The organism is Rhizobium sp. ZX09, from assembly GCF_017357485.1.
Lineage (GTDB): Bacteria > Pseudomonadota > Alphaproteobacteria > Rhizobiales > Rhizobiaceae > Agrobacterium > Agrobacterium pusense.
In genome coordinates, this window is sequence record NZ_CP031363.1 from 665,619 (window position 1) to 689,299 (window position 23,681).

Genomic DNA, 23,681 nt, shown 5'->3' on the forward strand with positions numbered 1-23,681 from the left:
AATGATAATCTGGATCAACGGACCTTTCGGCGCCGGAAAGACGACGCTCGCTAAGCGGCTGCGCGATCGGCGTTCCAAATCGCTGATCTTTGACCCCGAGGAAATCGGGTTCGTGGTGAAAGAAACGGTCCCCATGCCAGCGAGCGGAGACTATCAGGATCTCCCCTTGTGGAGGGGACTTACGATCGCGGCGGTCAGGGAGATTCGAAGGAATTACTCGCAGGACATCATCATCCCAATGACGCTCGTGCACCCGGACTATCTGACTGAGATACTCGACGGGGTAAGGCGGATCGACGATCAGCTGCTGCACATCTTTCTGACGCTCAACGAGGACCTATTGCGTCACCGGATCGCGAACCAGACCATGCATCCTGACCCGAATCGAAATGCGGAGATTCGAGAGTGGCGATTAGCGAATGTCGCCCGATGCTTGGCCGCAAGGGAACGGCTTCCATGCACAACCCGTGTTCTCGATAGTGGTGCACACACCAGCGATGAACTCGCAGCGATGGTGCTCGACGGAATCGATGGGCGCACCTGATCGCCTTCGACGCCTGCGCAAAGCGTAGCGCGAGGGTGGCGGGCTCACGACCAAACGCCCAGAGGTCGATCATCGCAGGGATGTTTGGCTTTGTGGTGCGGACGACGGGACTCGAACCCGTACTCTCACAGAGAAGCAGATTTTCGTACCACCTCGACTTTCGCCGCCGTCTGATGACGTTCGTGGTCTGGACTGTCCCTTCGCCATTGCCCGAAGGCTTTAGGCGCCGCCCGTCCAGTCTCTACACCTTCCCCCGAAGGGGCTTGGCTCGGGATTGGCTTAGGGTATTGCCCGTTAGCGTTCCCCGACTTTGAGCGGTTCTACTCCGCGGATTTCCCCGCGGGCACTCCAATTTTAAAGTCTGCTGCGTCTACCGATTTCGCCACGTCCGCCTTTTTTCGCCGTTCCTAGCGCTCGTGCGATGCACCTATGTTGCACCTAGCGCCGAATCGTTCTTCGTCATCCTGAAAAACCACGTCTCCTAAAGCCTTGCATAGCTTATCTTTTCTCCACCACGAACTTTTTTGTGGGATGGTAGAAAAAAAGACTTTTTAAGTCCGCTGGCTTGCCAGGCCTTGTTAGCTTGTACGGTCATGGTTATCGGGTAAAGAATATTGACGGCATCGCTGGTGTCGGTGGCTGAAAAGCCGGCTCCCATCAGGGCAATAGCCATTTCAGATGCAGGCGTACAGGGCAATGGTCAACAGCTACAGCCTGTCTGACGATTCCGGCGTCATGGCTGCGGCGGCTATCACGCATTTTTTGTTCGGTCAGGCGGTGTTTTCGTACCTCAATGGTTGGAGCGTGTTGATCGGACCTGGTACAGGTTTGGACAGCACGGGCTGCAAATACGCAAGGGATTTAATGGGCCTGGTGGCGTTCACGGCTTTTATCGTGACGTTTCTGTTCAGGGGCTACTCATAATCTCGTGGCTCGGCGGTTCCCGGCACACCATGACAGTAAGGAAGGACCCTGTGTCTCAACTCTCCCAGCTTCGAAGCCCCGCCGCCGTGCAGGCTGCCATCGATGAGTTCGTGCAACTGGGCCGCAAGAAATTCCTGGCGCGCCACGGCTACGGCAAGTCCCGCGACTTCCTGGTACGTGATCCGAAGACCGGCACCGATTGCGATTCCAAGGCCATCGCCGGTGTGGCCTTCGGCAAGCAATTTCCCGAGCAGGGCCCGCTCACTGCTGACAGCTTCTCCGGTGGCGAGGCGACCGTCGTTCCGGCGCTGACGCGGCTCGGGTTTCGCATCATTCGCATCGGCGAAGACTGGTCCGAAGAAGAGGTCCTGGCCACGGTCGAAGACTATTTCGACATGCTGCGTGCCGAGGCGGCTGGGGAGCCGTACAACAAGTCCGAGCACAACCAGGCACTGCGCCAACTGCTGAACGGTCGCAGCAAGTCTTCAGTCGAGCTCAAGCACCAGAACATTAGCGCCGTACTCGATGCCCTGGGCCTGCCCTATATCAACGGCTACAAGCCACGCGGCAACAGCCAACTGCTGCTGCGTAAATCCGTACACGCCTACGTTCTGGAACATCAGCAGACGGTCGGCGCTCTTGTCGATGCCCTGGAGGAGGTAAAACTTCCGGGTGACAAAACCTACCGAGCGGCTTTGGTAGAACCACCCGCCCGTGAAGTGCTTGTGCGTACCCCGGCATCTCTACGGCAACGCCTACCGCGAAAGTTCGATTATGCCGCTCGCGATGAAGCCAACCGCAAGCTGGGCCGGGCAGGGGAGCAGTGGGTGATTGGCTACGAACAGCAACGCCTGACCGAGCTCGGCCACCCAGAGCTTTTTCAGCGGCTGGATTGGGTGTCCGACACCCAGGGAGACGGTGCGGGGTTCGACATCCTGTCGTTCGAAGAGGACGCCCATGAGCGCTTCATCGAGGTGAAAACCACCAATGGCGGGGTAGGCTCGTCTTTCTTGGTCAGCCACAACGAACTCGAATTCTCCAAGGAGGCGGGCGATCAATTCCATCTGTATCGCGTGTTCCAGTTTCGGGACGGTCCGCGCCTGTTCACGCTACCCGGCGACCTCAGCCAACATGTGCATCTCAAGCCGACGGACTACCGGGCGAGTTTCCGGAGTTTGGTGGGGTAAAGGCAGGGTTCTGTTGAGCCGAATGGCTGTGTGCGGCCGATTCTGTTGAAAAAGTAGCGGCCTCCCCATGCCGTTGGCAAAATTGCTTTGTCAGCGAGCGTGGGGGCGAACAGCATGATGGGACAGTTACCGGGAGGACAGCAGCGCCTGTTCTACTCGTTCAATCTGGAAGATCACGTCCCGGCCCAACATCTCCTGCGCAGCATCGACCAGTGCTTGGATCTCAGTGATCTACGTGCCTACCTGGCAGATTTCTATAGCCCCATCGGGCGTCCCTCGATTGACCCGGAGTTGATGGTGCGCATGCTGGTCGTCGGCTACTGCTATGGCATTCGTTCCGAGCGGCGATTGTGCGAAGAGGTGCACCTGAACCTGGCCTATCGCTGGTTCTGCCGGTTGGGTCTGGAAGACGAAGTCCCCAATCACTCGACCTTCTCGAAGAATCGCCATGGGCGTTTTCGTGACAGCGATCTATTCCGCTGGTTATTCAATGAGGTGCTGCGGCGCTGCATGGCAGCCGGCCTAGTCAAGGGTGAAGGTTTCGCCGTCGACGCCAGCATCATTAAGGCGGATGCCAGCCGGCAACGTGGGGTGGCGGGAGATGAGGTCGATTGGAACGATCCAAAGCTCAGCAGCCGCGCAGTGCGCGAGTACCTCGAAGCCCTTGATGAAGAGGCGCTGGCTGAGGCTCTTCCCAAGAAAATTTCGCTCACTGATCCTCAGTCCCGTTGGACAGCAGCGCCAGGTGGCCCGGCCTTTTTTGCCTACTCCACGAATTACCTGATCGACACTGAGCACGGTGTGATCATGGACGTGGAAGCTACCCCGGCGCACCGTACCGCCGAAGTCGATTCGACTAGGACGATGGTCGAGCGTGTCGAGGCGCAGTTCGATCTCACACCGGAACGCCTTATCGGCGATACCGCTTATGGCACCGCCCCGATGCTGGCCTGGATGGTCGAAGAAAAGGACATCGAACCGCATGTGCCGGTGTGGGACAAGACCGAGCGCAAGGACGACAGCCTCTCCAGTAACGACTTTCACTGGAGTCAGGACGCCAATGAATATCGCTGCCCAGCCGGCAAACCGCTACGCAGTGAATGGCGCGCCTTCACCCAGCAAAGGTCGCGGGTAACTAAGGCCAAAACCGTCATTTACCGCTCCAGCCAAACCGACTGCGCCACCTGCCCGTTGAAAGCGAAATGCTGCCCCAACACGCCGAATCGGAAGATCGTCCGCAGCATCCATGAGGCTGCCCGCGACGTGGCTCGACGCATCGCCAAGACACCGGAGTACCTCGTCTCTCGCTGCGAACGAAAGAAGGTGGAGATGCTTTTCGCCCACCTCAAACGGATCATGAAACTCGACCGTTTACGACTGCGTGGCCTAACGGGTGCCACTGACGAATTCACCTTGGCTGCGATGGTGCAGAACCTGCGCCGCATGGCCAAGCTTTTGCCTCAAGGGCCACCGCTGACGGGATAGGTATGCCTGCTACGAGCAGAAACCCTCAAATTAACCCTTAAACCTGAGCAAGGACGCTCAGTGAAACGCCGGAAGGCAACTTGAAGTGGCTTGCAGCCACTTCGACAGCAGGCACACCTGATCGGCAGGCTGCCGCTAAAGCTACTTTTTCAACAGAATCGGCCGATTTGTGCCGGTCGTCAAGGACCGCTTCGGATCACTCTCAACCGGATCGCGGGCCAGCTGATTTGCTAAAACCCGCGCCAAACTCAACGAAGGATTTCGCATGATCCGTTTTTTTTGGCGATCACGCTCGGCCTGATGGTTGGCTGCTCGTCGAGTTCAAGTTCGATCTGATCAGTGAGCGGTAGCGCAAGTGGATCGCCTCAGCCAAGCAGCGTTGTTGCCGGCGGCCGGAAGAAAGCCTTGAACTAGTAGCGGAAAGGATGAAACTTTATTTTTACGATTCTCAGCATTTTCCAAGGTTGAGCGAAAATTAGGATGATACTTTAATGATTCCGGCCTCCATCCCCACAAAACGCTTGCAGATGGCAGAATTGAAATAAGTCATTGTTTTAAATGGATTTTTGCAGGAATTGCTACGTTGCAGGGTCCTGTAGTTAGGATGACACTTTATTTTCCTCCCACAGGATCACGATGGTCAGGATCGCGGTCCAGCGTTCGGTCGTGGCGAGCTGGCCGCTCTCGAAATGGCGTTCGGTCCACGCTACCCGAAAGCTGTTGGGGGATGCGCGGATGACGCTCGAGACCTCGACGGCGACCTGCTGACGGCCGACCTTGGCAAAGGGATCATTGGCGCGGGCGTAGTCGTTCAAGGCAGCCGCGCCGCGATCCGTGGTCCACTCATAAGCCCGAAGCCAATTCTGGCGGACGATGATGGCGTCGGCCGGGATCGCGCGGACCTGCTCGATGAAGCGGCCGAGATGGAAAGCGATCTGCGGGTCAGTCGGGCGATAATCCGCGTTCGCGGGCGCGACGGTCTGCGCCTGTCCGAGATTATCGACCTGCACCACCCAAGGCACCACGGTCCCCCGTGCGGATTGCCAGACCAGCGCCGAGGCGAAGCCGGCGGAAAGGATCAGAGAACCGAAGGCCATGAGCCGCCAGTTCCTCGCCTGCACGCGGGCCGAGCCGATACGCTCGTCCCACGCCTGCGCGGCCTTCTGATATGGCGTCTCGGGTTCGGGTGATTTGCCGTAATGGGTTGCGGGTCGTTTGAAGATGCTCATGAGCGGTCACTTTCGGAAAGGTTGACGGAGGAACCGGAGCCGTGGCTGTCGCCGGAGCGAACGGCATGTGCTGACATGGTGGTGCCGTGATTGAGGGCCTGCCCGCGCTGCATCCGCTGCGCCCAAGCCGGAGGACCAGCGGGGGAAGTCGGCGGCGCGGCTGCCGCAGTGGCGCTGGCGCTGGCGCTGCCTACCGTGCCCATGGAGGACGCGCCGCCCGTCGCACCGAAACCGGCGCGCACGCCATCGGCGAAGCTGGACTTGACGCTTTCGCTTACTTGGGATGTTGCATTAGAGGCAGCGCGTTTTAGCGGCGAGATGGCGGCCGAGCCTGCGGCGCGTGCAACACCGCCGAGGCCGGAAGCAACGCCTGCCGCTCCGGTCTGGCCGAGTGAGCCTAGGCTATATGCAGCGGTCGCCGCTCCCGCGGCCGTCGCGCCGCCGCGAACGGCCGCGGCCCCACCGGACAGGGCAGCAGCGCCGCCCTTCGCGGCCAGCATGGCCCCGCCGCCAGCCGCCGCGCCGCCCGCAAGCACCATGCCGCCGGCAGCGAGGCCCGTGCCTACGGCAGCACCCGCCCCGAGCTGCGGGCCGCCCGAGACGATGCCGTTGGCGATGCCGGGGCCGAAGATGCCGAGGCCGAGCAGCGACAGCGCGGCGAGCACAATCGCCATGGCGTCGTCGATACTCGGGGTCTGGCCACCGAAACCGGCCGTGAACTGCGAAAACAAGGTGCTGCCGATACCGATGATAACGGCGAGCACCAGAACCTTGATGCCGGAGGACACCACGTTGCCCAAGACCTTCTCGGCCATGAAGGCGGTCTTGCCGAACAGGCCGAAGGGGATGAGGACGAAGCCGGCAAGCGTGGTCAGCTTGAACTCGATGAGGGTCACGAAAAGCTGGATGGCGAGGATGAAGAAGGCCAACACCACGAGCGCCCATGCGAACAGCAGGCACGCGATCTGGATGAAGTTCTCAAAGAAGGCGATCCAGCCCATCAGGTCGGAAATGGAATCGAGCAGCGGGCGGCCGGCGTCGAGGCCGGTCTGCGCCACGCGGCCCGGCCGCATCAGGTCCGCAACCGAAAAGCTGGTGCCCGACGCCAGGAGGCCGAGGCCGGCGAAGCTCTCGAAGACGATGCGCGCGAGATTGTTCCAGTTGGAAATGATGTAGGCGAATACCCCGACAAACAGGGTCTTCCTGACCAAGCGCGCGATGATGTCGTCATCCGCGCCCCATGCCCAAAAGAGCGCGGCGAGCGTCACGTCGATGACAATGAGCGTCGTGGCGATGAAGGCGACCTCGCCGCCGAGCAGGCCGAAACCGCTGTCGATGTAGGAGGTGAATACGCCGAGGAAATTGTCGATGACGCCCGTGTTGCCCATGGTCAGCGCGCCTCGCTGCGATCACGGCCGAGGAAGCGGTCGCGGGATTCAGCCCATGCGGCGAGGCAGCCGGCGTCACTTGCCGCCGCCTCGCCGAGCTGCTGGCAGTGGCGCAGGGTTTCGCGCAACGGGTCGGCCGGGGGCTGGAAGGCCGGCGCAGGGGGTGGCGCGGAAGGTTCATCCTTCCGCGCCATGTCGATTGCGGTCGCCGTGACGGCGATGGCGATGAACACCACGGCCCCGAGCCGGGCCAGCATCTTGCCGTCCATGGCGAGCCTCCCGGTCAGTTGTTGCCGTTGTTGAACATCTGCGCGTTGCCCGGCTGGTAGCCGGTGCCGGGCGTGAGGAAGCGACGGCGCTGCTCGCGGCCTTGTTCGGCGGCGGTCGCACGCTCGGCCTCGGTCAGCGCGTCGGCCCGCCCGTTCGCCGAGATGAGCGCGATCAGGTCGGAAAGCTGCAGCGACTGGAGGGCAAGGAGCTGGTTGCCGGCCTGCGTGGCTTGCAGCGCGCCGGTCGCGCCTTGGCTCTGGCCGACAAGCGCGGCCATCTCGGCGCGATTGCTGTCGATGTTGCCGACGACGCCAGCCTGCACGCGCATGGCGTCCTGCAAACCGCCAACCGTATTTTCCCAACGGCCGCGCGCATCGGCGACAAGCTGGGCGTCGGTCGCGGACAGCGAGACATTGCCGTATTGGCTCTGGAACGCTTGGTCGATCTGGCCGACCTCGAACGCGAGATTTTGAGCCTGCCCGAGAAGCTGCTGCGTGCGCTGGACGTTCTGCTGGAGCTGCTGGAGCGAGCTATGCGGCAGGCTCGCAAGGTTGCGGGCCTGATTGATGAGCATCTGCGCCTCGTTCTGGAGGCTCTGAATCTGGTTGTTGATCTGCTCCAGCGTGCGCGCGGCCGTGAGCACGTTCTGCGCATAGTTGGACGGGTCATAGACGATCCGGCCGAAAAGCTGGGCATGGGCCGGGCTTGCCAGCATGGGCGAAAGCGTGACGGGCACGGCGAGCGCCAGCGCGAGGGCCGAGGCCCCGACGATCTTGGGATAGGTCATGGAAGAATCTCCTGTGTGGGGTGGGTATCGAGCCGGGCCGGCGCGGCGGATTCCGGCCGGTCGGCAAGATTGGTGAGGTTCGGGATCAGGTCGGCCGCCCAATCGACGCCGCGCTCGCGCAGCCATGCGGCGAGGAAGCCGTCGCGTCCGTGCTCGGCGAGGATTTGTGCAATGAGCGTCTGGTCGGATTTGGCGGATGCGGCGCAAAGCGCGAGGCCGACTTCGGACAGGCCAAGCTCGAACAGGCGATTGCCCCTGCGGCTTTGGCAGTAATAATCCCGCTTGGGCGTGGCCCTTGCGAGGATTTCTATCTGGCGGTCATTGAGGCCGAAGCGGCGATAGATGGCTGTAATCTGCGGCTCGATGGCGCGCTCGTTCGGCAGCAAGAGCCGCGTCGGGCAGCTCTCGATGATGGCGGGCGCGATGTTGCTCCCATCAATGTCGGACAGGCTTTGCGTGGCGAAAATGACGCTAGCGTTTTTCTTGCGGAGCGTTTTCAGCCATTCGCGGAGCTGGCCGGCGAATGCCTCATCGTCCAGCGCAAGCCAGCCCTCGTCGATGATGAGCAGCGTGGGCCGCCCGTCGAGCCGGTCACCGATGCGATGGAACAGATAGGCGAGCACGGCGGGGGCCGCGCCGGTCCCGACAAGGCCCTCGATCTCGAAGGCTTGCACATCGGCCGAGCCGAGATGTTCCGCCTCGGCGTCGAGCAGCCGGCCATAGGCACCTCCGACGCAGAACGGGCGCAATGCCTGCTTCAAGTCGTTCGACTGGAGCAGCACGGCAAGGCCGGTGATGGTGCGTTCTTCAACCGGCGCGGACGCAAGCGAAGTCAGCGCCGTCCAAAGATACTCTTTGACCTCGGGTGTGATGGCGACGCCCGCGCGTATGAGGATGGCGGCAATCCAGTCCGCCGCCCATGCGCGTTCATAGGTGTCGTGGATGCGGGCGAGCGGCTGGAGCGAGACGGACGCCTCGGCCCCTTCTGTCAGCCCGCCGCCGAGGTCGTGCCAGTCGCCGCCCATGGCGAGCGACGCGGCCCGGATCGAACCGCCGAAGTCAAAGGCGAAGACCTGCGATCCTGCATAGCGGCGGAACTGCAAGGCCATGAGCGCGAGCAGGACGGACTTCCCCGCGCCTGTGGGGCCGACGACAAGGGTGTGGCCTACGTCGCCGACATGCAAAGAAAACCGGAACGGGGTGGAGCCTTCGGTCCTAGCGTAGAGCAATGGAGCATCGCCGAAATGCTCGTCCCGTTCCGGCCCCGCCCACACCGCCGAAAGCGGGATCATGTGGGCGAGATTCAAAGTGCTGATGGGCGGCTGGCGGACATTCGCGTAGGCGTGTCCGGGCAGGCTGCCGAGCCATGCGTCAACCGCGTTGAGGGTTTCGGGCATGACGGTGAAGTCACGGCCCTGAACGATCTTCTCGACCAGGCGCAGCTTCTCGTCGGCTATGTGCGGGTCGGCATCCCAAACGGTGACGGTCGCCGTGACGTAGGCCATGCCCGCCACGTCCGCCCCAAGCTCCTGCAACGCCATGTCGGCGTCGAGCGCCTTGTTCGCGGCGTCTGTGTCCACAAGGGCGGACGCCTCGTTGGTCATCACCTCTTTGAGAATCGCGGCGACGCTCTTGCGCTTGGCGAACCATTGGCGACGGATGCGGGTCAGCAGCCGGGTCGCATCGGTCTTGTCGAGCAGGATCGCGCGCGTGCTCCACCTATAGGGGAACGGCAGCCGGTTCATTTCGTCGAGCAGGCCCGGCGTCGTCGCGGTCGGGAATCCCACGATGGTCAGGACGCGCAGATGCGCGTCGCCAAGGCGCGGCTCCAGCCCGCCGGTCAACGGCTGGTCGGCGAGCAGCGCGTCGAGGTGCATGGGCACCTCGGGCACGCGCACGCGATGGCGGTTGGTCGAGATGGTGGAATGGAGATAGGTCAGCGTCGCGCCGTCATCCATCCAACGGCACTCGGGCATGAAGCCGTCGAGCAAGGCCAGCACGCGGTCGGTGCGGTCGATGAAGCCGCGCAGCAGTTCCCACGGGTCCACGCCCGCTTTCTCCCGGCCCTCATAGAGCCATGCCTCGGTGCGGGCGGCTTCCTCGGCCGGGGGCAGCCAGAGGAAGGTGAGGAAATAGCCGGAAACGAAATGCGCGCCCGCTTCCTTGAAACCGGCTTTCCGCTCCGCATCGACCAGCGCCGACGCGGGATCAGGAAAGATGCTGTCGGGATAGGTTGCGGCCTCGCTGCGCTGCGCCTCGACAAAGATGCTCCAGCCGTAGCCGAGACGGCGCACGGCGTTGTTGATCCGGCCGGCGACGGCGACCAGCTCGGCGGCGACGGCGGAATCCAGATCGGGACCGCGAAACTTCGCCGTCCTCTGAAAGCTGCCGTCCTTGTTCAAGACGACGCCGGAGCCGACCAGCGCGGCCCATGGCAGATAGTCGGCGAGCCGGGTGGCGGTGCGGCGGTATTCGGCAAGGTTCATCATCGACGCGCCTCCCTCAAACCGCCAGATGAGCGGGGATGCGGAGATGCCGCCGCCCGACCTCGACGAATTGGGGATCGCGCTTCGCCGCCCACACGGCCGCGAAATGACCGATGGCCCAGATGGCGATGCCGACCAGCCAGAGGCGCAGGCCGAGGCCCACGGCCCCGGCCAGCGTGCCGTTCAGAATCGCGATGGAGCGCGGTGCGCCGCCGAGCAAAATATGCTCGGTCAGCGCCCGATGGACCGGGACCGTGAACCCCGGCACCGCGTCGAGCTGTTCGAGGCCGCCCGCCATCAGAGGAGCGCCCCGCCGCCGAACGAGAAGAACGACAGGAAGAAGCTCGACGCCGCGAAGGCGATGGACAGGCCGAACACGATCTGGATCAGCTTGCGAAAGCCGCCGCCCGTATCGCCGAAGGCCAAAGTCAGGCCGGTCACGATGATGATGATGACGGCGATGATCTTGGCAACCGGCCCTTCGATGGACTGGAGGATGCTTTGGAGCGGTGCTTCCCACGGCATCGACGAACCGGACGCATGGGCGGCCGGGGCGAGCATGAAGCTGATGACAAGGGTGGATGCGGCGGTCGCGGCGAAGCGATAGCCGCGCGAAATCGTGCGGATCATGAAGATTCTCCTGTGCTGGTGGGGATTGCCAAAGGGATGGGATGCGTGATGCGGTAGTCGCCGTCCGGTCCCAGCCCTTCGACGCGGGCGAGTTCGGCCAGCCGGCGCGCGGAACCGCGCCCGGAAAGGACGGCAACGAGGTCGATTGTCTCGGCGATCAGGGCGCGCTGGACGGTGACGACAGCCTCTTGGATGAGCTGTTCAAGGCGGCGCAGCGCGCCGATGCCGGTGCCTGCATGAATGGTGCCGATCCCGCCCGGATGGCCCGTGCCCCATGCTTTGAGCAGGTCGAGGGCTTCCGATCCGCGCACCTCGCCGATAGGGATGCGGTCGGGGCGCAGGCGCAGCGAGGACCGGACCAGATCGGAAAGCGTCGCCACGCCGTCTTTCGTCCGCATGGCGACAAGGTTGGGCGCGGCGCATTGCAGCTCGCGCGTGTCCTCGATGATGACGACGCGATCCGCCGTCTTCGCCACCTCGGCGAGCAGCGCATTGGTCAGCGTGGTTTTGCCGGTGCTGGTGCCGCCCGCTACCAAGATATTGGCGCGGGATGCGACGGCTTCGCGCAGCGTTTCCGCCTGATCGGTGGACATGATGCCCGCCGCCACATAGTCGTCGAGCGTGAACACCGCGACGGCGGGCTTGCGGATGGCGAAGGTCGGGGCAGCGACCACGGGCGGCAATAGCCCTTCAAACCGCTCCCCGCTCTCGGGCAGTTCGGCCGAGACGCGGGGGCTGCGGGCATGAACCTCCGCGCCGACATGATGCGCGACTAGCCGAACGATGCGTTCGCCATCGGCGGCGGACAGTCGCTCGCCCGTGTCGGAAAGCCCTTCGGATAGCCGGTCCACCCAAAGGCGACCGTCCGGGTTCAGCATCACCTCGACGACGGCCGGGTCTTCGAGCAGCCGGGCAATGGCGGGGCCGAGCGCGGTGCGCAACATGCGCGCGCCGCGCGCGATGGATTCCGGTTTTTGGTGGTTGGTGGTCATGTCGGCCCCGTTTCTTCATGGGGCGCGACAGGCAATCCCCAGATCGGGGTCGATTAAGAGAGACCGAAATGCGGCCGGTTCAACAAGTATCTATGAGGCGGCGGTGATCGGCGGCGAACGGCGGTAAATAGGATGGGTCCGAATACTCATTCTTGATCGCCGTTGCTCTCGGACTCGTCCGGCAACTGATCGTCGGGAAGTGAGTCGAGGTCACGCGACAGCTCCTTGAGGAACCTGTCGCCCGTCGCCAGACGCCGGCCGAGATTTTGCATGAAGCCCTCGAACCGCTCCGCGCCTTTCGCTCGGGCAGCGGATTGTGCGGCTCCCGTAAGCGGCGGTGTGATGGTCATCCAGAAATGGATGAACTGCGCGACCGTCTCGCCGAGGACGGCGAGATCCAGGTCGAGCGTGTCGATCTGGCGGCCGAGCTTGTCCATGCGGCGCGACATGGCGGCTTCAAGCTGGTCGTCGGCATCGCCGGACAGGTAAGATATGACCGCCGCCTCCACGATGGCGGATTTTGAGACATTACGGCGCAGCGCCACCGAGCGGCGCAGCGCCATCGCTTCGATCTGCGGAATGAGCGCGGGGTCGAAATAGAGATTCAGGCGGGTTCTGGTTGCCATGGTCGTGTCCTCAAAGGTCGATTCCGTCATCGGGGTTCAATGCGATCTGCCGCGCGACCATCCTCATACGTTGGCGCATGGCGCGGGCCTTGGCCGCGTCAACGTCCGGCTCGTCGTCCACAAACTCGAACTCCTGTTCGGGTGATGGCGGCGGGGCGACGATTTCCTCATGCTCAGGCAGCTCCGGCTCGCGGCGGATGCCAGCATTGGCCGGATCGCCCTCGGCCCCGTGTGCGGCGTCGGTCGCGGAATGGCTTTCCGCCGCGACCACACGGCCGGACCAATCATCGGCGGATGGACTGGGCGCCAGCGGAGCGGCGACCAGATCGGGCGGGGTCAGGATGCGTTCCTGCAACCGCGCGTCCTCGAAATAGCGGGCCTTGGTCGCGCGGATCGGCGGTGTGCCCGCGACCATCACGATTTCATCGGTGGGCGGAAGCTGCATGATTTCGCCCGGCGTGAGTAGCGGGCGGGCCGTCTCCTGCCGTGAAACCATGAGATGCCCAAGCCACGGGGCCAATCTGTGCCCGGCGTAGTTGGTGGAGTCGCGCAGTTCGGTCGCGGTGCCGAGTGCGTCGCTCACCCGCTTGGCCGTCCTTTCGTCGTTCGTGGCGAAGCTGACGCGCACATGGCAGTTGTCGAGGATCGCGTTGTTCGGGCCATAGGCGCGCTCGATCTGGTTGAGGCTCTGCGCGATCAGGAAGCCTTTGATTCCATACCCCGCCATGAAGGCGAGCGCCGATTCAAAGAAGTCGAGCCGGCCGAGCGCCGGAAACTCGTCCAGCATCAACAGCAGCCGATGGCGCTTGCCGGAGGTGGTCAGTTCCTCGGTCAACCGCCTGCCGATCTGGTTGAGGATCAGGCGAATGAGCGGCTTGGTGCGGTTTATGTCGGATGGCGGCACGACCAGATAGAGCGTGACGGGCTGGCGGCTGCCGACCAGGTCGGCAATGCGCCAGTCGCACCGCGCCGTCACCCGCGCCACCACGGGATCGCGGTAGAGGCCGAGAAACGACATGGCGGTGGAGAGCACGCCCGACCGCTCGTTCTCGGATTTGTTCAACAGTTCGCGGGCGGACGACGCGATGACGGGATGAGCGCCTGCTTCGCCGAGATGCGGCGTGTCCATCATCGCGCGCAAGGTTGCCTCGACCGGGCGGCGGGGATCGGACAGGAAGTTGGCGACGCCCGCCAAGGTCTTGTCCTTCTCCGCATAGAGAACATGCAGGATCGCGCCGACCAGCAAGCTATGGCTGGTCTTTTCCCAATGGTTGCGCTTGTCGAGACTGCCTTCGGGATCGACCAGAATATCCGCGATATTCTGCACGTCGCGGACTTCCCATTCGCCTTGCCGGACTTCGAGCAACGGATTGTAGGCGGACGATCTGGCGTTCGTGGGATCGAACAGCAGCACACGGCCATGCTTCGCGCGAAAGCCCGCTGTCAGGGTCCAGTTCTCGCCCTTTATGTCGTGAACGATGGCGGATGCCGGCCATGTCAGCAGCGTCGGCACCACCAGCCCGACACCTTTGCCGCTGCGCGTCGGGGCGAAGCATAGGACATGCTCAGGACCATCATGGCGCAGATAGTCCCGGTCGTATCGGCCGAGCAGGACGCCATCGGGGCCGAGCAATCCGGCCGCATGGATTTCCTTGCCCTCGGCCCATCGCGCCGATCCATAGGTGGCGACGTTGCGCGCTTCCCGCGCCCGGATGATCGACATGAAGATGGCGGCGGCGATGGCGAGGAAGCCGCCCGATACCGCGATGATGCCGCCCTCGACGAAGATCGCGGGCGCGTAGGCGTCGAACGAAAACCACCACCAGAAGAAGGCGGGCGGATAATAGACCGGCAGGCCCGCCAGCTCGAACCATGGTGCTCCAAGCTGCGGCTGGAAGCCGAGGCGGAACGCCGTCCATTGCGTCGCTGCCCACACCATCACCAGAACGATGGTGAAGACGGCACCAATCTGCCCCCAAAGGATTCGGCCTCCGCGCATACAGGCTCCAGTCGGCAAAAAAAGACGGAGCCGATCAGAGAGTAGGCAAAATCGGGACGGGCAACAGGAAAGAGGATGCCGGAGGGCTGCCGGATACTATCGGCGGCAAATAGGACGGGTCGCCTTTGCCGTTATCGTGCCGGTCGAGTGCCATCTAGGAAACGATTGGGCGAATCGCCGTCACGCTTCATTTTGCCTGCGAGGTTGAGTAGATTTTTCAGTGCGGAGCTGCGATTGAACGGCGACCAGACGGCTGTAAAGGCAACCGGCTCCGGTTCATCGAGGAAGGGCAGGAAGACGATGCCGGTCGTCGGCAATAATGACGTGGCCTCGCCGACGATAGTGATGCCGAAGCCTTGTCCGACCATAGATAGCAGCGTGCCGCGCCCCACATCAAAGCGCAGGATCGACGGTGCGGGCCAACGCCCGGCAAGGCGCAGCACGATATGGTCATGGACCTGCGGGCCGGTGCCACCATAGCGAACAATGAAAGTCTCGCCGACCAGATCGGACCAAGTGATTGCGGACTGCCCGGCGAGGCGATGCCCATCCGATAGCACCACCACCAGCGGTTCGGTCCAGATCGGTCGGGTATGGCAGTCGGGCATCTCGGGCTTGCCCGCGACGAACGCCACGTCGAGCTGGTCAGCACGAAGCTGCATCACCGCATCGCGGGCCGTGCCTTCGGTTATCTCGACCTCAATGCCGGTATGGGCTTCCCGATAATGACGGATCAGCTCCGTGAGAAAGCTGCGTGGGATCAAGGCATGGATGCCGATGCGAAGCCGGCCACATTCTCCTTGAGCTGTCATGCCGGCGGTCTTCACCGCGTGATCGAGTTGATCGACACCCGCCGTGACACGCTCCATGAAGTGCCTGCCTGCGTCTGTTAGCCGAACGCCCCGCGCATGGCGCTCAAACAGCAGGATACCAAGGTTATCCTCCAGCGCTTTCACACGCGCGCTGACGCTCGACTGGCTGACGCCGAGTGCCTTGGCCGCATGCCGAAAATTCAGATGCTCGGCGACGGCGATGAACTGAACAAGGGAAATGAGCGGTATCCTGCCAGACAGGATACCGCCATTCACGAGGTTTCGATGGTTAGTGCGCCGCATCGGAGCGGGCCTGCCACCAGTCGTCGGTTAGACGACTGGCGACTTCTCGGTGGCAGTCCCACGGAGCCGAAGGAGCGCCAGCCCCAACGACACCAGCACTGCCATCGCCGTGGCGTAACAGATCACCGGCCACGCTGTGTCACCGTTTAACAGCGTCACCGCCAATGTCCCGACAATGCTGACTATCAGGCTTTGAACGCAGAAGTAGAACGCGACCGCTGATCCTGCGATGTCGTCGAACTCTGCCAAAGCGCCGTTCGCGGTAACGGACACAGTGAAGACAATGGCGACCGCCATGAGCCACATCGGCACGATGAAGGTGAGGAATGACGGCGAACCGAAGAGTTCGCCGATCCCCAACAGGACCGCCCCGAAAACGAGCAACGCCATTCCACGCGCTACGCATCCCGCGATGCCCCATCTGGTGACAAAGGACTTCGCGAAACGAGTTGTCACGATCATTACAAGCGCGACAGTGGCGAAGGCAAAGCTGAATCCGATCTCGGAATATTCCGCTTGGCCTATGAGCACACGGGGAGCCGTCGAGAAGAAGACGAAGAAGGTGCCCATACCGGCGCTAAAGCCGATGGTGTAAACCCAAAAAGCCGGACTCGCGAAGATCGGCAAAACAGATCGGCGCGTCTTCGCTTGATCCAGAGGGCGGGTTTCGTGCCACCTGAAACCCGCATTTAGGAGTGCGAGCATCGCCAGTATAGCCAAAGCAATGAATATCGCCTGCCATCCCAAGAACTCGCCGATCAACGCTCCGGCGATAGGGCCGAGCGCAGGTACGAACGCCAGCATCGAACTGAAAAGGCCGTAGATGACGACACCCTCAGGACGACTGGCATAAACGTCGCGAACCGTCGCGAACGTCGCCACCAGCATGGCCGATGCGCCGACTGCTTGAAGCAGACGGAAAGCGACAAAGGCTGGTGCAGTTGAAGACCAAGCTGCTCCCAGAGACGCAATGACGAAAGCCGTTGCGCCCGCAAGTAGAATTGGCCGTCGCCCGATGCGGTCTGAGAGCGGACCAAAAATCACCTGGCCCACACCGAGCATCACAATATAGAGGCTCAACGTGAGTTGGATCATGGCGGGCGTCGTGTTCAGGATGCCGGGCATCGCTGGAACGACGGGGAGATAAATATCCATCGCCAGTGAAGCGAGGATGTCGAAGGGAGCCATCAGCAGTAGGGCTGCCGGCAGCGTATAGGCCCATGCAGGGCGTGTGATGGTCATGATAAGTCAACCGCTCGATTAAGAAATCTCGGGCGGCGTCTGCACATCAGCAATCACATGGGATTGGTCTCACAGAGCGCCGCAACAACAATTTTGCTGTTGCGGCTTACTTGTCTGCTGACTTTGGATTTCCCATGCTGACCACTCCACGATCACAAATTTGACTAGCTATCACTTATACGATCAGCTGTTGCCTCGCAATGCCGTATCGCTGGCTCGTAGCCACCCAATCCCCCGCTGTTGACGTTCCCGTCATTCTTGGCCGTATGAAACCCCTATGCCTTGCTTTGGCGGTTGGCTGGAACGGCAGAGGTTCAGTCGACGCGGATCAGCCGACCCATTTCTTTTGCGAGAGAGAGCAGATCACGGAGCGCGGCGCTTCGATTGAACGGCGACCAGACGGCGGTAAAGGCAACCGGCTCTGGCTCATCGGCGAAAGGCAGGAAGGTGATGCCGGCAGTCGGCAGCAGTGCCGTCGCTGCCCCGACGATGGTAATGCCGAATCCCTGTCCGACCATGGATAGTAGCGTGCCACGTCCTACGTCGAAGCGCAGTATCGAAGGCGCGGGCCAGCGCCCGGCAAGGCGCAGCACGATATGGTCATGAACCTGCGGGCCAGTGCCACCATAGCGGACAAGGAAGGTTTCGCCGACCAGATCGGCCCAAGTGATTGCCGGCTGCCCGGCAAGACGATGCCTATCCGGTAGCACCGCTACCAGCGATTCAGTCCAGACCGGCCGTGTATGGCAGTCGGGCAGCTCTGGTGTGCCAGCGACGAACGCCACGTCCAGCCGGTCGGCACGAAGCTGCATGACCGCATCGCGGGCCGTGCCTTCGGTGATTTCGACCTCGATGCCGGGATGGTTTTCCCGATACTGCCCGATCAGATCGGCGAGGAAGCTGCGCGGAATCAAGGCATGGACGCCGATGCGCAGGCGGCCCCATTCCCCCGTCGCCGCCATGCCTGCGGTCTTCACCGCATGGTCGAGTTGATCGACGCCGGCTGCGATCCGCTCGACGAAGTGGCGTCCGGCTTCGGTCAACCGAACGCCACGCGCACGACGCTCGAACAGGAGGATGCCAAGGTCTTCTTCCAGCGCCTTCACGCGGGCGCTGACGCTGGATTGTGCAACCCCGAGTGCGTTCGCTGCGTGGCGGAAGTTGAGATATTCAGCGACCGCAAGCGTCTGGATCAGCGACAAGAGAGGTATGCGCGACCCGAGCAGCGTTTCACTTGATCGGAAGGCATCGTTCGCATGTCTTTTCGAACGCCGCATCCTATGCTCCCGCTAGGCGGCCTTTTTTGTGGCTCCGCGTTTTTCGACCGGGATTCCGCGCAGATCGCGCAACCAGAGCTGACCGCATGCCGCCGAAATATCCCGCCCCTGTGTATCCCGCACCACGACCGGCACACCGGCGCGATCCAGCACTTCACGGAAAAGTCCGAGGCTGCGGTCGCCGGTTCGATCAAGCGCGATGCCATCGACAGGATTCCAGCGCATAAGGTTCACACGCGCCCTTCGCTTGTTCATGAGACCGGCAAGCCGTTTCGCATCAGCAAGCGTGTCGTTGATGCCGGGGAGGACCAGATAGACAAAGGTGACGATCCGGTTGTGCCGTTCCGCCCATGACGAAGCGCGCGCGATGACCTCCTTGATGTCGTGCTTACGCGATCCGGGGATGAGACGGTCGCGAACTTCCTGCGTCGTCGCATGCAGCGATATAGTCAGATTGATCGCCAGATGCTCTTCTCGCAATTGCGCTAGAGCCTTCGGTATGCCGATGGTCGAAAGCGTGATTCCCGTGGTGGGAAAATTCATCCCTCGCCGGTCGCGCAGGATACGAATCGCCTTCATCACCTGCTCGTAGTTGTTCAAAGGCTCGCCGATGCCCATGAACACGATCCGGTTGACCTTCGGCCCGAGTTGAACGACCTGTTCGACAATCTCGCCCGCCGAAAGGTTGCGCTTGAGGCCGGCTTGGCCGGAAGCGCAGAACTGGCAGGCGAAGGCACATCCAACCTGTGACGAAATACAGGCGGTGTGTCCGTCGTGACGACGGATCAGAACGCTTTCAACGGCATAACCGTCATGAAGGCCGAAAAGCACCTTCTGCGACCGACCGCCGCGCTCATGCGTGATTTTGCGAAGGCTCCGCAACTGGACGCCCCGAGCCTCTGACCAGTTCCGCAAGGCGCGCGGCAGGTCCATGTGTGGGCAGAACAGGTCGCGATAGGCGATTTGCGGCCCGCTGCTCGCGTTCAACGCATCGAACTCGTCGGCCATGAGGTTCAGCGCCAAGGTTGGCGCAGGCAGTGCTTTTTGTCGTTCGGCCCCCAACGGGCTGGGTTCTTGTATAGGCATGATAGTCGTTCCGGGTTTCCGTGCCCGGCGATACCGTGGCGCATGCCTTATAAATAACCGACACGACTGTTATAAACAACCCTCCAGATGGTGTTACCCGAACACATGGTCGGGATAGAGGATGGACAGAAGCATGTGGGTGCGCTTGGTCATGAAAGCCGCTAGCTCGCCTTCCGGCTCAACGAGCCATTGCATGCAAGACCCCTGAATGACCGTCTGAATCAAGCCGGCGGTATGCTCGGGTGGGCGCGGCCCGGCGGGCAGTCGTGCCTCGATAGCTTTCAGGACCAGTCTGTTCCGCTCCGCCGCAAGGGCGCGAAGCGACGGCTCCTGAACGTCTCCCCACAATAGAAGAAGGTAGCCTTCCGTTCCGGCACCGTCACCCATACCGGCGATGAGGTCCTTGAGCATCGCCCACAGCGGATCGAGGCCCTTTTCGGGACTCGCACCCGCGAAATAGTCGCGCACCTCCTGCGTGTTGCGCTCCATGACCTTTAGATGCAGCGTCGCCTTGTCTTTGAACCGCTGGATCAGTGCAGCCCGCGAGATGCCGACCGCTTCCGCAACATCGGAGAGGGTGAAGGCCGATGGACCTTTCTGAAGAAGGATGCCTAGCGCGGTATCTAGAATGAACTCATCGCTATGAAGTTTCGGTCTCGGCATATCTTCTTTTCTACTGCTCGCTTGAATGATGGCCCCTACAATAGCCGGCATCCAGCGTGAGATACACGGGGCATGATAGATACCGGATGAAACACGCGTATGTGCTAAAGGCCAAGGTCATGCCTTCGCCCCAACTGCCACGACACCGATCCGCCCTGCACGACGCCAGTGATCTCGCGGCCGAGCTGGCGGTCGATCACCGGCCGCCACGGGACAAGCGTGAACTCATGGCTCTTTTCCACCACGGCGAACTTGCCGCTGGATAGCTGCATTGTGCCGGTGAACTTGCCGCTGACATTCTCGCCGTCCGTGGCGGCGCGGAACGGTAGCCCTTTGCTATCGGCCATCTCCGCACCGACACGCGCAACCTCGCGTTCGCGCAAGGTGGCGAGAAGGCTGCGCCGATAGAAGATGCGGCCATCCCGGCTCCGTGTGGCGTCGGCCTGTTCGATATGATGTTCGCGCCGCTGGTCCATGGCCTCGCGCACCTGCTGGCCGAAGCCGGTCGGCGCAAGGCCGGCCGTTTCGCCATGGACCAGCCGCTGGTCGAGCCAGGTCGCGCCGTCCGATCCGATCTGCTTGTCCAGATCGACGGGGGACAGGACTCGAACGCTGGCCTGCTGGTCGCGGCCGGCGTCGTATTCGGCCGCACGGCTGACCAGATCATCGGGGATGCGCCATTGGTCGGCGTCGATCCGCTCGACGATCCCGGCGCGGCGCAGCGCCTCCAGCCGGCGCACATGGGCATCGACATAGTCCTCATAGTCGCCGCCCGGAACACGGCCCTCGAACTTCGCCTGCTCCATATGCCGGCTCGGCCGATAGATGCCGTGCTCGGCGATGGCGGTGATGGTGCGGTCGGACGGCCGGGCCGTCACCTCGGCCGGGCCGATCTGGATGACGCTGCCGATGCGGGCTTCCTCCAGCCGCTCGGGCGCGATGCCGGCGATGTGGTGCGTCCTGCCGTCGATCCCGTCCACCACTACGGTCAGGTTCTCCCCCAGCTCGTCGGATAGATGCTTGTCCACGACGCGGCCGACGATGGGCGTTTCGGGCGCACCGTCATGGATTTGGAAGCTCATGGGATCGCGTTCGCCGCCCTGCGGGCCGAGCGCCTTCTGCATGGTGCGGATAATGTCGCCACGCTCGCCTAGCTCGCGCAGGGCCGGCTCCATCTCCTTGCTCAATTCCCAAACGCCGGGTGCGTGCTCGGTCGCCAGCCCCATGTTCTCCAGCTTGGCGAGCCTGCGCAGGCGTAGCGTCCGCTCGAACTGCCGTCTTGGCGCTGCCGGTTCATGGCGAAGGTCGAGGAAACGGGCGTCGGCTTCCTCGACCATGGCGCGGTCGATCCGGGTGAAACGGTCTTGGTCGATCTCGGCGGACAGCTTGCGGGTCTGCTCGATCTCGGTGACGGGGCCGAGTTCCAGACTGGCAAGCTCGCTGGCGCGTTCTCGCAGGCCAGTGGAAAGGTAGTCGCCGTTGATGACTAGATCCCCGCCCGTATCGTCGCGGCCGTTGACGATGACATGCACATGGGGATGGCCGGTGTTGTAGTGGTTGACGGCAACCCAATCCAGTTTCGTGCCGAGGTCGGCTTCCACCTGTTTCATGAAATCGCGGGTGTAGGCCGTGAGGTCCGACAGTTCCGCGCCGTCCTCGGGCGAGACGATGAATCTGAATTGATGGCGGTCGTCCTTGCCGCGATCGAGAAAGGCGTCGCCATCGGCGCGATCCTCGGTCGCCGAATAGAGCCGGCCGCGCTCGCCGTCGCGTGACGTGCCGTCGCGCTGGACATAGCGCAGATGCGCGCGGGCACGGCCGCCTTTCCACGCGGCCCGGACGCTGCGCTGCTTGACGATCACGCGGCGGCTGCCGGGCTGGCGATGATGCCATTGGCCGGAGATGTTCCGAGCGCGCACGAAGCTCGCGCCCCGGCCGCGCTTCACGCCCTTGCCGCTGGCGACCACGGCACGGGACCGCCCCGGCGATGACGGGCGAGCGGATGACGGCATGGAAGGATCGCGGGAGGCTGCTGCCTGATGCTGCCGGGTGATCTTCTTGACCTGCGTGAAAAAGCTCTTGGTCTTGCCGGCCTTCGGTGTGTCGGATCGGATACGGCCCGGCTTCGGACGGAAGCGGTTTTCATCGTCGGCGCTCATGGGCGCGACTCCTGATAAAACCACCGAAAAACGGCTGATATGGGCCTATGGTGCCGCTCGAAACCCAGCAAAGCCAAGGCTTTGTGCGAAATCGCGGCACGCGACCCCTCAAAACCATGGTGCCGGAACCGGCCACCTAACCAGTGTGCAGACAACAACAATTTCCAGAAGCGGCCCGATATGGTGCCGTCTTCTTTAATCTTGCCCTCCGCCCTTTCTGCCTTTTCTGCCCCTCCTGCCGGGAATCCAGCCGGGCAAAAACCTGCCTGACTGGACACCGGAATGAGCGCCGCCGAGCGCGGGAACGCCGCCCTCATGGCGTTCCCGAACCGCTCGCGTCGGCGACGAAAATGCTGTCGCCCTGCGACTCTGCATCGGCGGGATCGCGCGCCGGAACGGTCGCGCGGGCGTCGCCGGATTGTGCGTCGGACGGCGGCGCGGCGACGGCCCGCGTGTCGCCCGGACGCATGACGAACAGCGGTGCCTCGCGCCAATCAGGCGGCGGTGGCGGTGCCGATGACGGCGGTTCGGTTGCAGCCGCGCCGCCGAGGATCGGCGCGAGCGCGGCGACATAGGCCCGCGTTTCGGCCGGCAGGGTGCGGCCGGTCGCAAGGTATTCGTCATAGCGGCCGGGGCCGGCGTTATATGCCGCGAGCATCGCCGCGACATTGCCGTAGCGATCCCACATTTCGCGCAGGTAGGCCGTGCCAGCCATTATGTTGTCGCGCGAGTCGTAGGGGTCGCGGCCGAGGCCGTAGCGGATGCGCAGGCCCGTCCATGTGTCGGGCATCACCTGCATCAATCCCATCGCGCCGGCCGACGAAACCGCACGCACGTCGCCCGCGCTTTCGGCGCGCAGCACGGCACGAATCCATTGCTCGGGGATGCCGAAACGCTGCGACGCCTCGGCGATGTGGACCGCATAAGGATGGGCGGCGGCCGGGCGCTCGACGGGCGCGGATTGTGCAACCGCGACGCCCGATCCCGCGCAAACGGAAAGCGCGCCGGCCAGTATCAGGACGGCATAGTGCCATGCAGTCCTGTCTCCGCTTCGACACCAGCCTGCCAGCGTGCGCGCTGCGGTCAAGGGCAAGGCGCTAGCGCCGGCCGATGGCCGCCCCTGACCTTCGCTGTGCGCGCCGGCCGTCCGGTGGCCGAGCGGGACGAAGGGATGAGACGGCTTTTCCGCGAACAAAGGGATGACGATCCTGGACCGGATGGCGGGCCGGACGCGCGCGGCCGTCATTCCTCGTCCTCGACTTTCCGGGGGTGCTTCCAACGCAGCGTCCAGACCGAAGGATCGTCGTTGGACTGGAACAGCTTGGCGCGGATCGGGAACGGGAAGATCGGTCCCTCCAGCCTCATCGACACGAAGTCGCCGGCATTTTCGCTGGCGTCCTTCCATGTCGGGCCGGCGTCCGGGCCGTCCTCGCTATCGAGGCGCACGCGATAGTCGGGCGCGTTTTTCACGTCGCTTGGCTTGGCCGGGACTATGAACAGCTTTTCGTGCAGGCCGAACGAATGAAGCTCCCCGGCATAGCCGGTTTCGGTGCGGGTGAAGGTGCCTATTTCTGCCATGGGAAATCTCCTGC

General features: G+C 62.9%; 23 protein-coding genes. 4 read left to right on the forward strand and 19 right to left on the reverse strand.

Translation table 11 applies throughout. The annotated features are described in order from the left end of the window. Position 1 precedes the first annotated feature (1 nt). Positions 2-544: an AAA family ATPase gene (locus BTN45_RS03280; protein WP_000587837.1), complete on the forward strand. Its 543-nt coding sequence runs from the start codon at positions 2-4 to the stop codon at positions 542-544. A 481-nt stretch (positions 545-1,025) separates the two neighbouring features. Here BTN45_RS03280 and BTN45_RS03285 read toward each other — a convergent pair whose 3' ends face one another. Then, complete coding sequence (locus tag BTN45_RS03285; RefSeq protein WP_000951934.1) at positions 1,026-1,217, reverse strand: hypothetical protein; 192 nt, start codon at positions 1,215-1,217, stop codon at positions 1,026-1,028. A 23-nt stretch (positions 1,218-1,240) separates the two neighbouring features. Between BTN45_RS03285 and BTN45_RS03290 the strand changes: the two genes are divergently transcribed. The 3 genes from BTN45_RS03290 (at position 1,241) to BTN45_RS03300 (ending at position 4,140) form a co-directional block, all read left to right on the forward strand. Beyond that, the gene (locus BTN45_RS03290; protein ID WP_000248278.1) at positions 1,241-1,468 is read left to right on the forward strand and encodes a hypothetical protein; all 228 of its coding nucleotides are present in this window, start codon (positions 1,241-1,243) and stop codon (positions 1,466-1,468) included. Between the two features lie 50 nt (positions 1,469-1,518). Next, positions 1,519-2,655 (forward strand): DUF3883 domain-containing protein, encoded by a 1,137-nt coding sequence (locus BTN45_RS03295; protein WP_207588911.1) that lies wholly within the window; start codon positions 1,519-1,521, stop codon positions 2,653-2,655. 114 nt (positions 2,656-2,769) lie between these two features. Further along, entirely contained in the window at positions 2,770-4,140 is a 1,371-nt protein-coding gene (locus tag BTN45_RS03300; RefSeq protein WP_000971921.1) for an IS1182-like element ISCfr1 family transposase, read from the forward strand. 599 nt (positions 4,141-4,739) lie between these two features. Here BTN45_RS03300 and trbF read toward each other — a convergent pair. From trbF to BTN45_RS03390, 18 genes are all read right to left on the reverse strand, one after another. Continuing rightward, a complete protein-coding gene (trbF, locus tag BTN45_RS03305; protein WP_207588913.1) occupies positions 4,740-5,369 on the reverse strand; it encodes a conjugal transfer protein TrbF in 630 nt (209 codons plus the stop codon). Further along, the gene (gene trbL, locus BTN45_RS03310; protein ID WP_207588921.1) at positions 5,366-6,757 is read right to left on the reverse strand and encodes a P-type conjugative transfer protein TrbL; all 1,392 of its coding nucleotides are present in this window, start codon (positions 6,755-6,757) and stop codon (positions 5,366-5,368) included. The genes trbF and trbL overlap by 4 nt, the downstream gene beginning before the upstream one ends. Positions 6,758-6,759: 2 nt before the next feature. Further along, positions 6,760-7,026, reverse strand: a complete 267-nt coding sequence (trbK-alt, locus tag BTN45_RS03315; RefSeq protein ID WP_099547426.1) for a putative entry exclusion protein TrbK-alt — start codon at positions 7,024-7,026, stop codon at positions 6,760-6,762. A 14-nt stretch (positions 7,027-7,040) separates the two neighbouring features. Further along, entirely contained in the window at positions 7,041-7,814 is a 774-nt protein-coding gene (gene trbJ, locus BTN45_RS03320) for a P-type conjugative transfer protein TrbJ (RefSeq protein ID WP_099547425.1), read from the reverse strand. Then, positions 7,811-10,303, reverse strand: a complete 2,493-nt coding sequence (trbE, locus tag BTN45_RS03325) for a conjugal transfer protein TrbE (RefSeq protein WP_207588926.1) — start codon at positions 10,301-10,303, stop codon at positions 7,811-7,813. The genes trbJ and trbE overlap by 4 nt, the downstream gene beginning before the upstream one ends. Before the next feature lie 13 nt (positions 10,304-10,316). Further along, positions 10,317-10,598, reverse strand: a complete 282-nt coding sequence (locus tag BTN45_RS03330; RefSeq protein ID WP_207588927.1) for a VirB3 family type IV secretion system protein — start codon at positions 10,596-10,598, stop codon at positions 10,317-10,319. Next, the gene (locus tag BTN45_RS03335; protein WP_207588928.1) at positions 10,598-10,930 is read right to left on the reverse strand and encodes a TrbC/VirB2 family protein; all 333 of its coding nucleotides are present in this window, start codon (positions 10,928-10,930) and stop codon (positions 10,598-10,600) included. Before BTN45_RS03335 ends, BTN45_RS03330 begins: the two co-directional genes overlap by 1 nt. Next, the gene (gene trbB / locus BTN45_RS03340) at positions 10,927-11,922 is read right to left on the reverse strand and encodes a P-type conjugative transfer ATPase TrbB (RefSeq protein WP_099547423.1); all 996 of its coding nucleotides are present in this window, start codon (positions 11,920-11,922) and stop codon (positions 10,927-10,929) included. The genes BTN45_RS03335 and trbB overlap by 4 nt, the downstream gene beginning before the upstream one ends. Before the next feature lie 146 nt (positions 11,923-12,068). Next, positions 12,069-12,548 carry a hypothetical protein gene (locus BTN45_RS03345; RefSeq protein ID WP_029074210.1) on the reverse strand — a complete coding sequence of 160 codons (480 nt, stop codon included), beginning with the start codon at positions 12,546-12,548 and terminating at the stop codon, positions 12,069-12,071. Positions 12,549-12,558: 10 nt separating this feature from the next. Then, positions 12,559-14,547, reverse strand: coding sequence for a conjugal transfer protein TraG (locus BTN45_RS03350; protein ID WP_207588929.1), 1,989 nt, complete (start codon positions 14,545-14,547; stop codon positions 12,559-12,561). A gap of 131 nt (positions 14,548-14,678) precedes the next feature. Continuing rightward, the gene (locus tag BTN45_RS03355) at positions 14,679-15,662 is read right to left on the reverse strand and encodes a LysR family transcriptional regulator (protein WP_051231116.1); all 984 of its coding nucleotides are present in this window, start codon (positions 15,660-15,662) and stop codon (positions 14,679-14,681) included. 27 nt (positions 15,663-15,689) lie between these two features. Next, positions 15,690-16,904: a chloramphenicol/florfenicol efflux MFS transporter FloR gene (floR, locus tag BTN45_RS03360; RefSeq protein ID WP_099547421.1), complete on the reverse strand. Its 1,215-nt coding sequence runs from the start codon at positions 16,902-16,904 to the stop codon at positions 15,690-15,692. A gap of 314 nt (positions 16,905-17,218) precedes the next feature. Further along, positions 17,219-18,181, reverse strand: a complete 963-nt coding sequence (locus BTN45_RS03365) for a LysR family transcriptional regulator (RefSeq protein WP_029074207.1) — start codon at positions 18,179-18,181, stop codon at positions 17,219-17,221. A gap of 12 nt (positions 18,182-18,193) precedes the next feature. Then, entirely contained in the window at positions 18,194-19,267 is a 1,074-nt protein-coding gene (gene rlmN / locus BTN45_RS03370) for a 23S rRNA (adenine(2503)-C(2))-methyltransferase RlmN (RefSeq protein ID WP_207588930.1), read from the reverse strand. A 93-nt stretch (positions 19,268-19,360) separates the two neighbouring features. Next, positions 19,361-19,930, reverse strand: a complete 570-nt coding sequence (locus BTN45_RS03375; protein ID WP_246751658.1) for a TetR/AcrR family transcriptional regulator — start codon at positions 19,928-19,930, stop codon at positions 19,361-19,363. Between the two features lie 104 nt (positions 19,931-20,034). Continuing rightward, the gene (locus BTN45_RS03380; protein WP_207589625.1) at positions 20,035-22,089 is read right to left on the reverse strand and encodes a DUF3363 domain-containing protein; all 2,055 of its coding nucleotides are present in this window, start codon (positions 22,087-22,089) and stop codon (positions 20,035-20,037) included. A 313-nt stretch (positions 22,090-22,402) separates the two neighbouring features. Then, entirely contained in the window at positions 22,403-23,335 is a 933-nt protein-coding gene (locus tag BTN45_RS03385) for a lytic transglycosylase domain-containing protein (RefSeq protein WP_246751659.1), read from the reverse strand. Beyond that, positions 23,332-23,667 (reverse strand): DUF736 domain-containing protein, encoded by a 336-nt coding sequence (locus BTN45_RS03390; RefSeq protein ID WP_207588934.1) that lies wholly within the window; start codon positions 23,665-23,667, stop codon positions 23,332-23,334. The genes BTN45_RS03385 and BTN45_RS03390 overlap by 4 nt, the downstream gene beginning before the upstream one ends. Between the last annotated feature and the right edge of the window lie 14 nt (positions 23,668-23,681).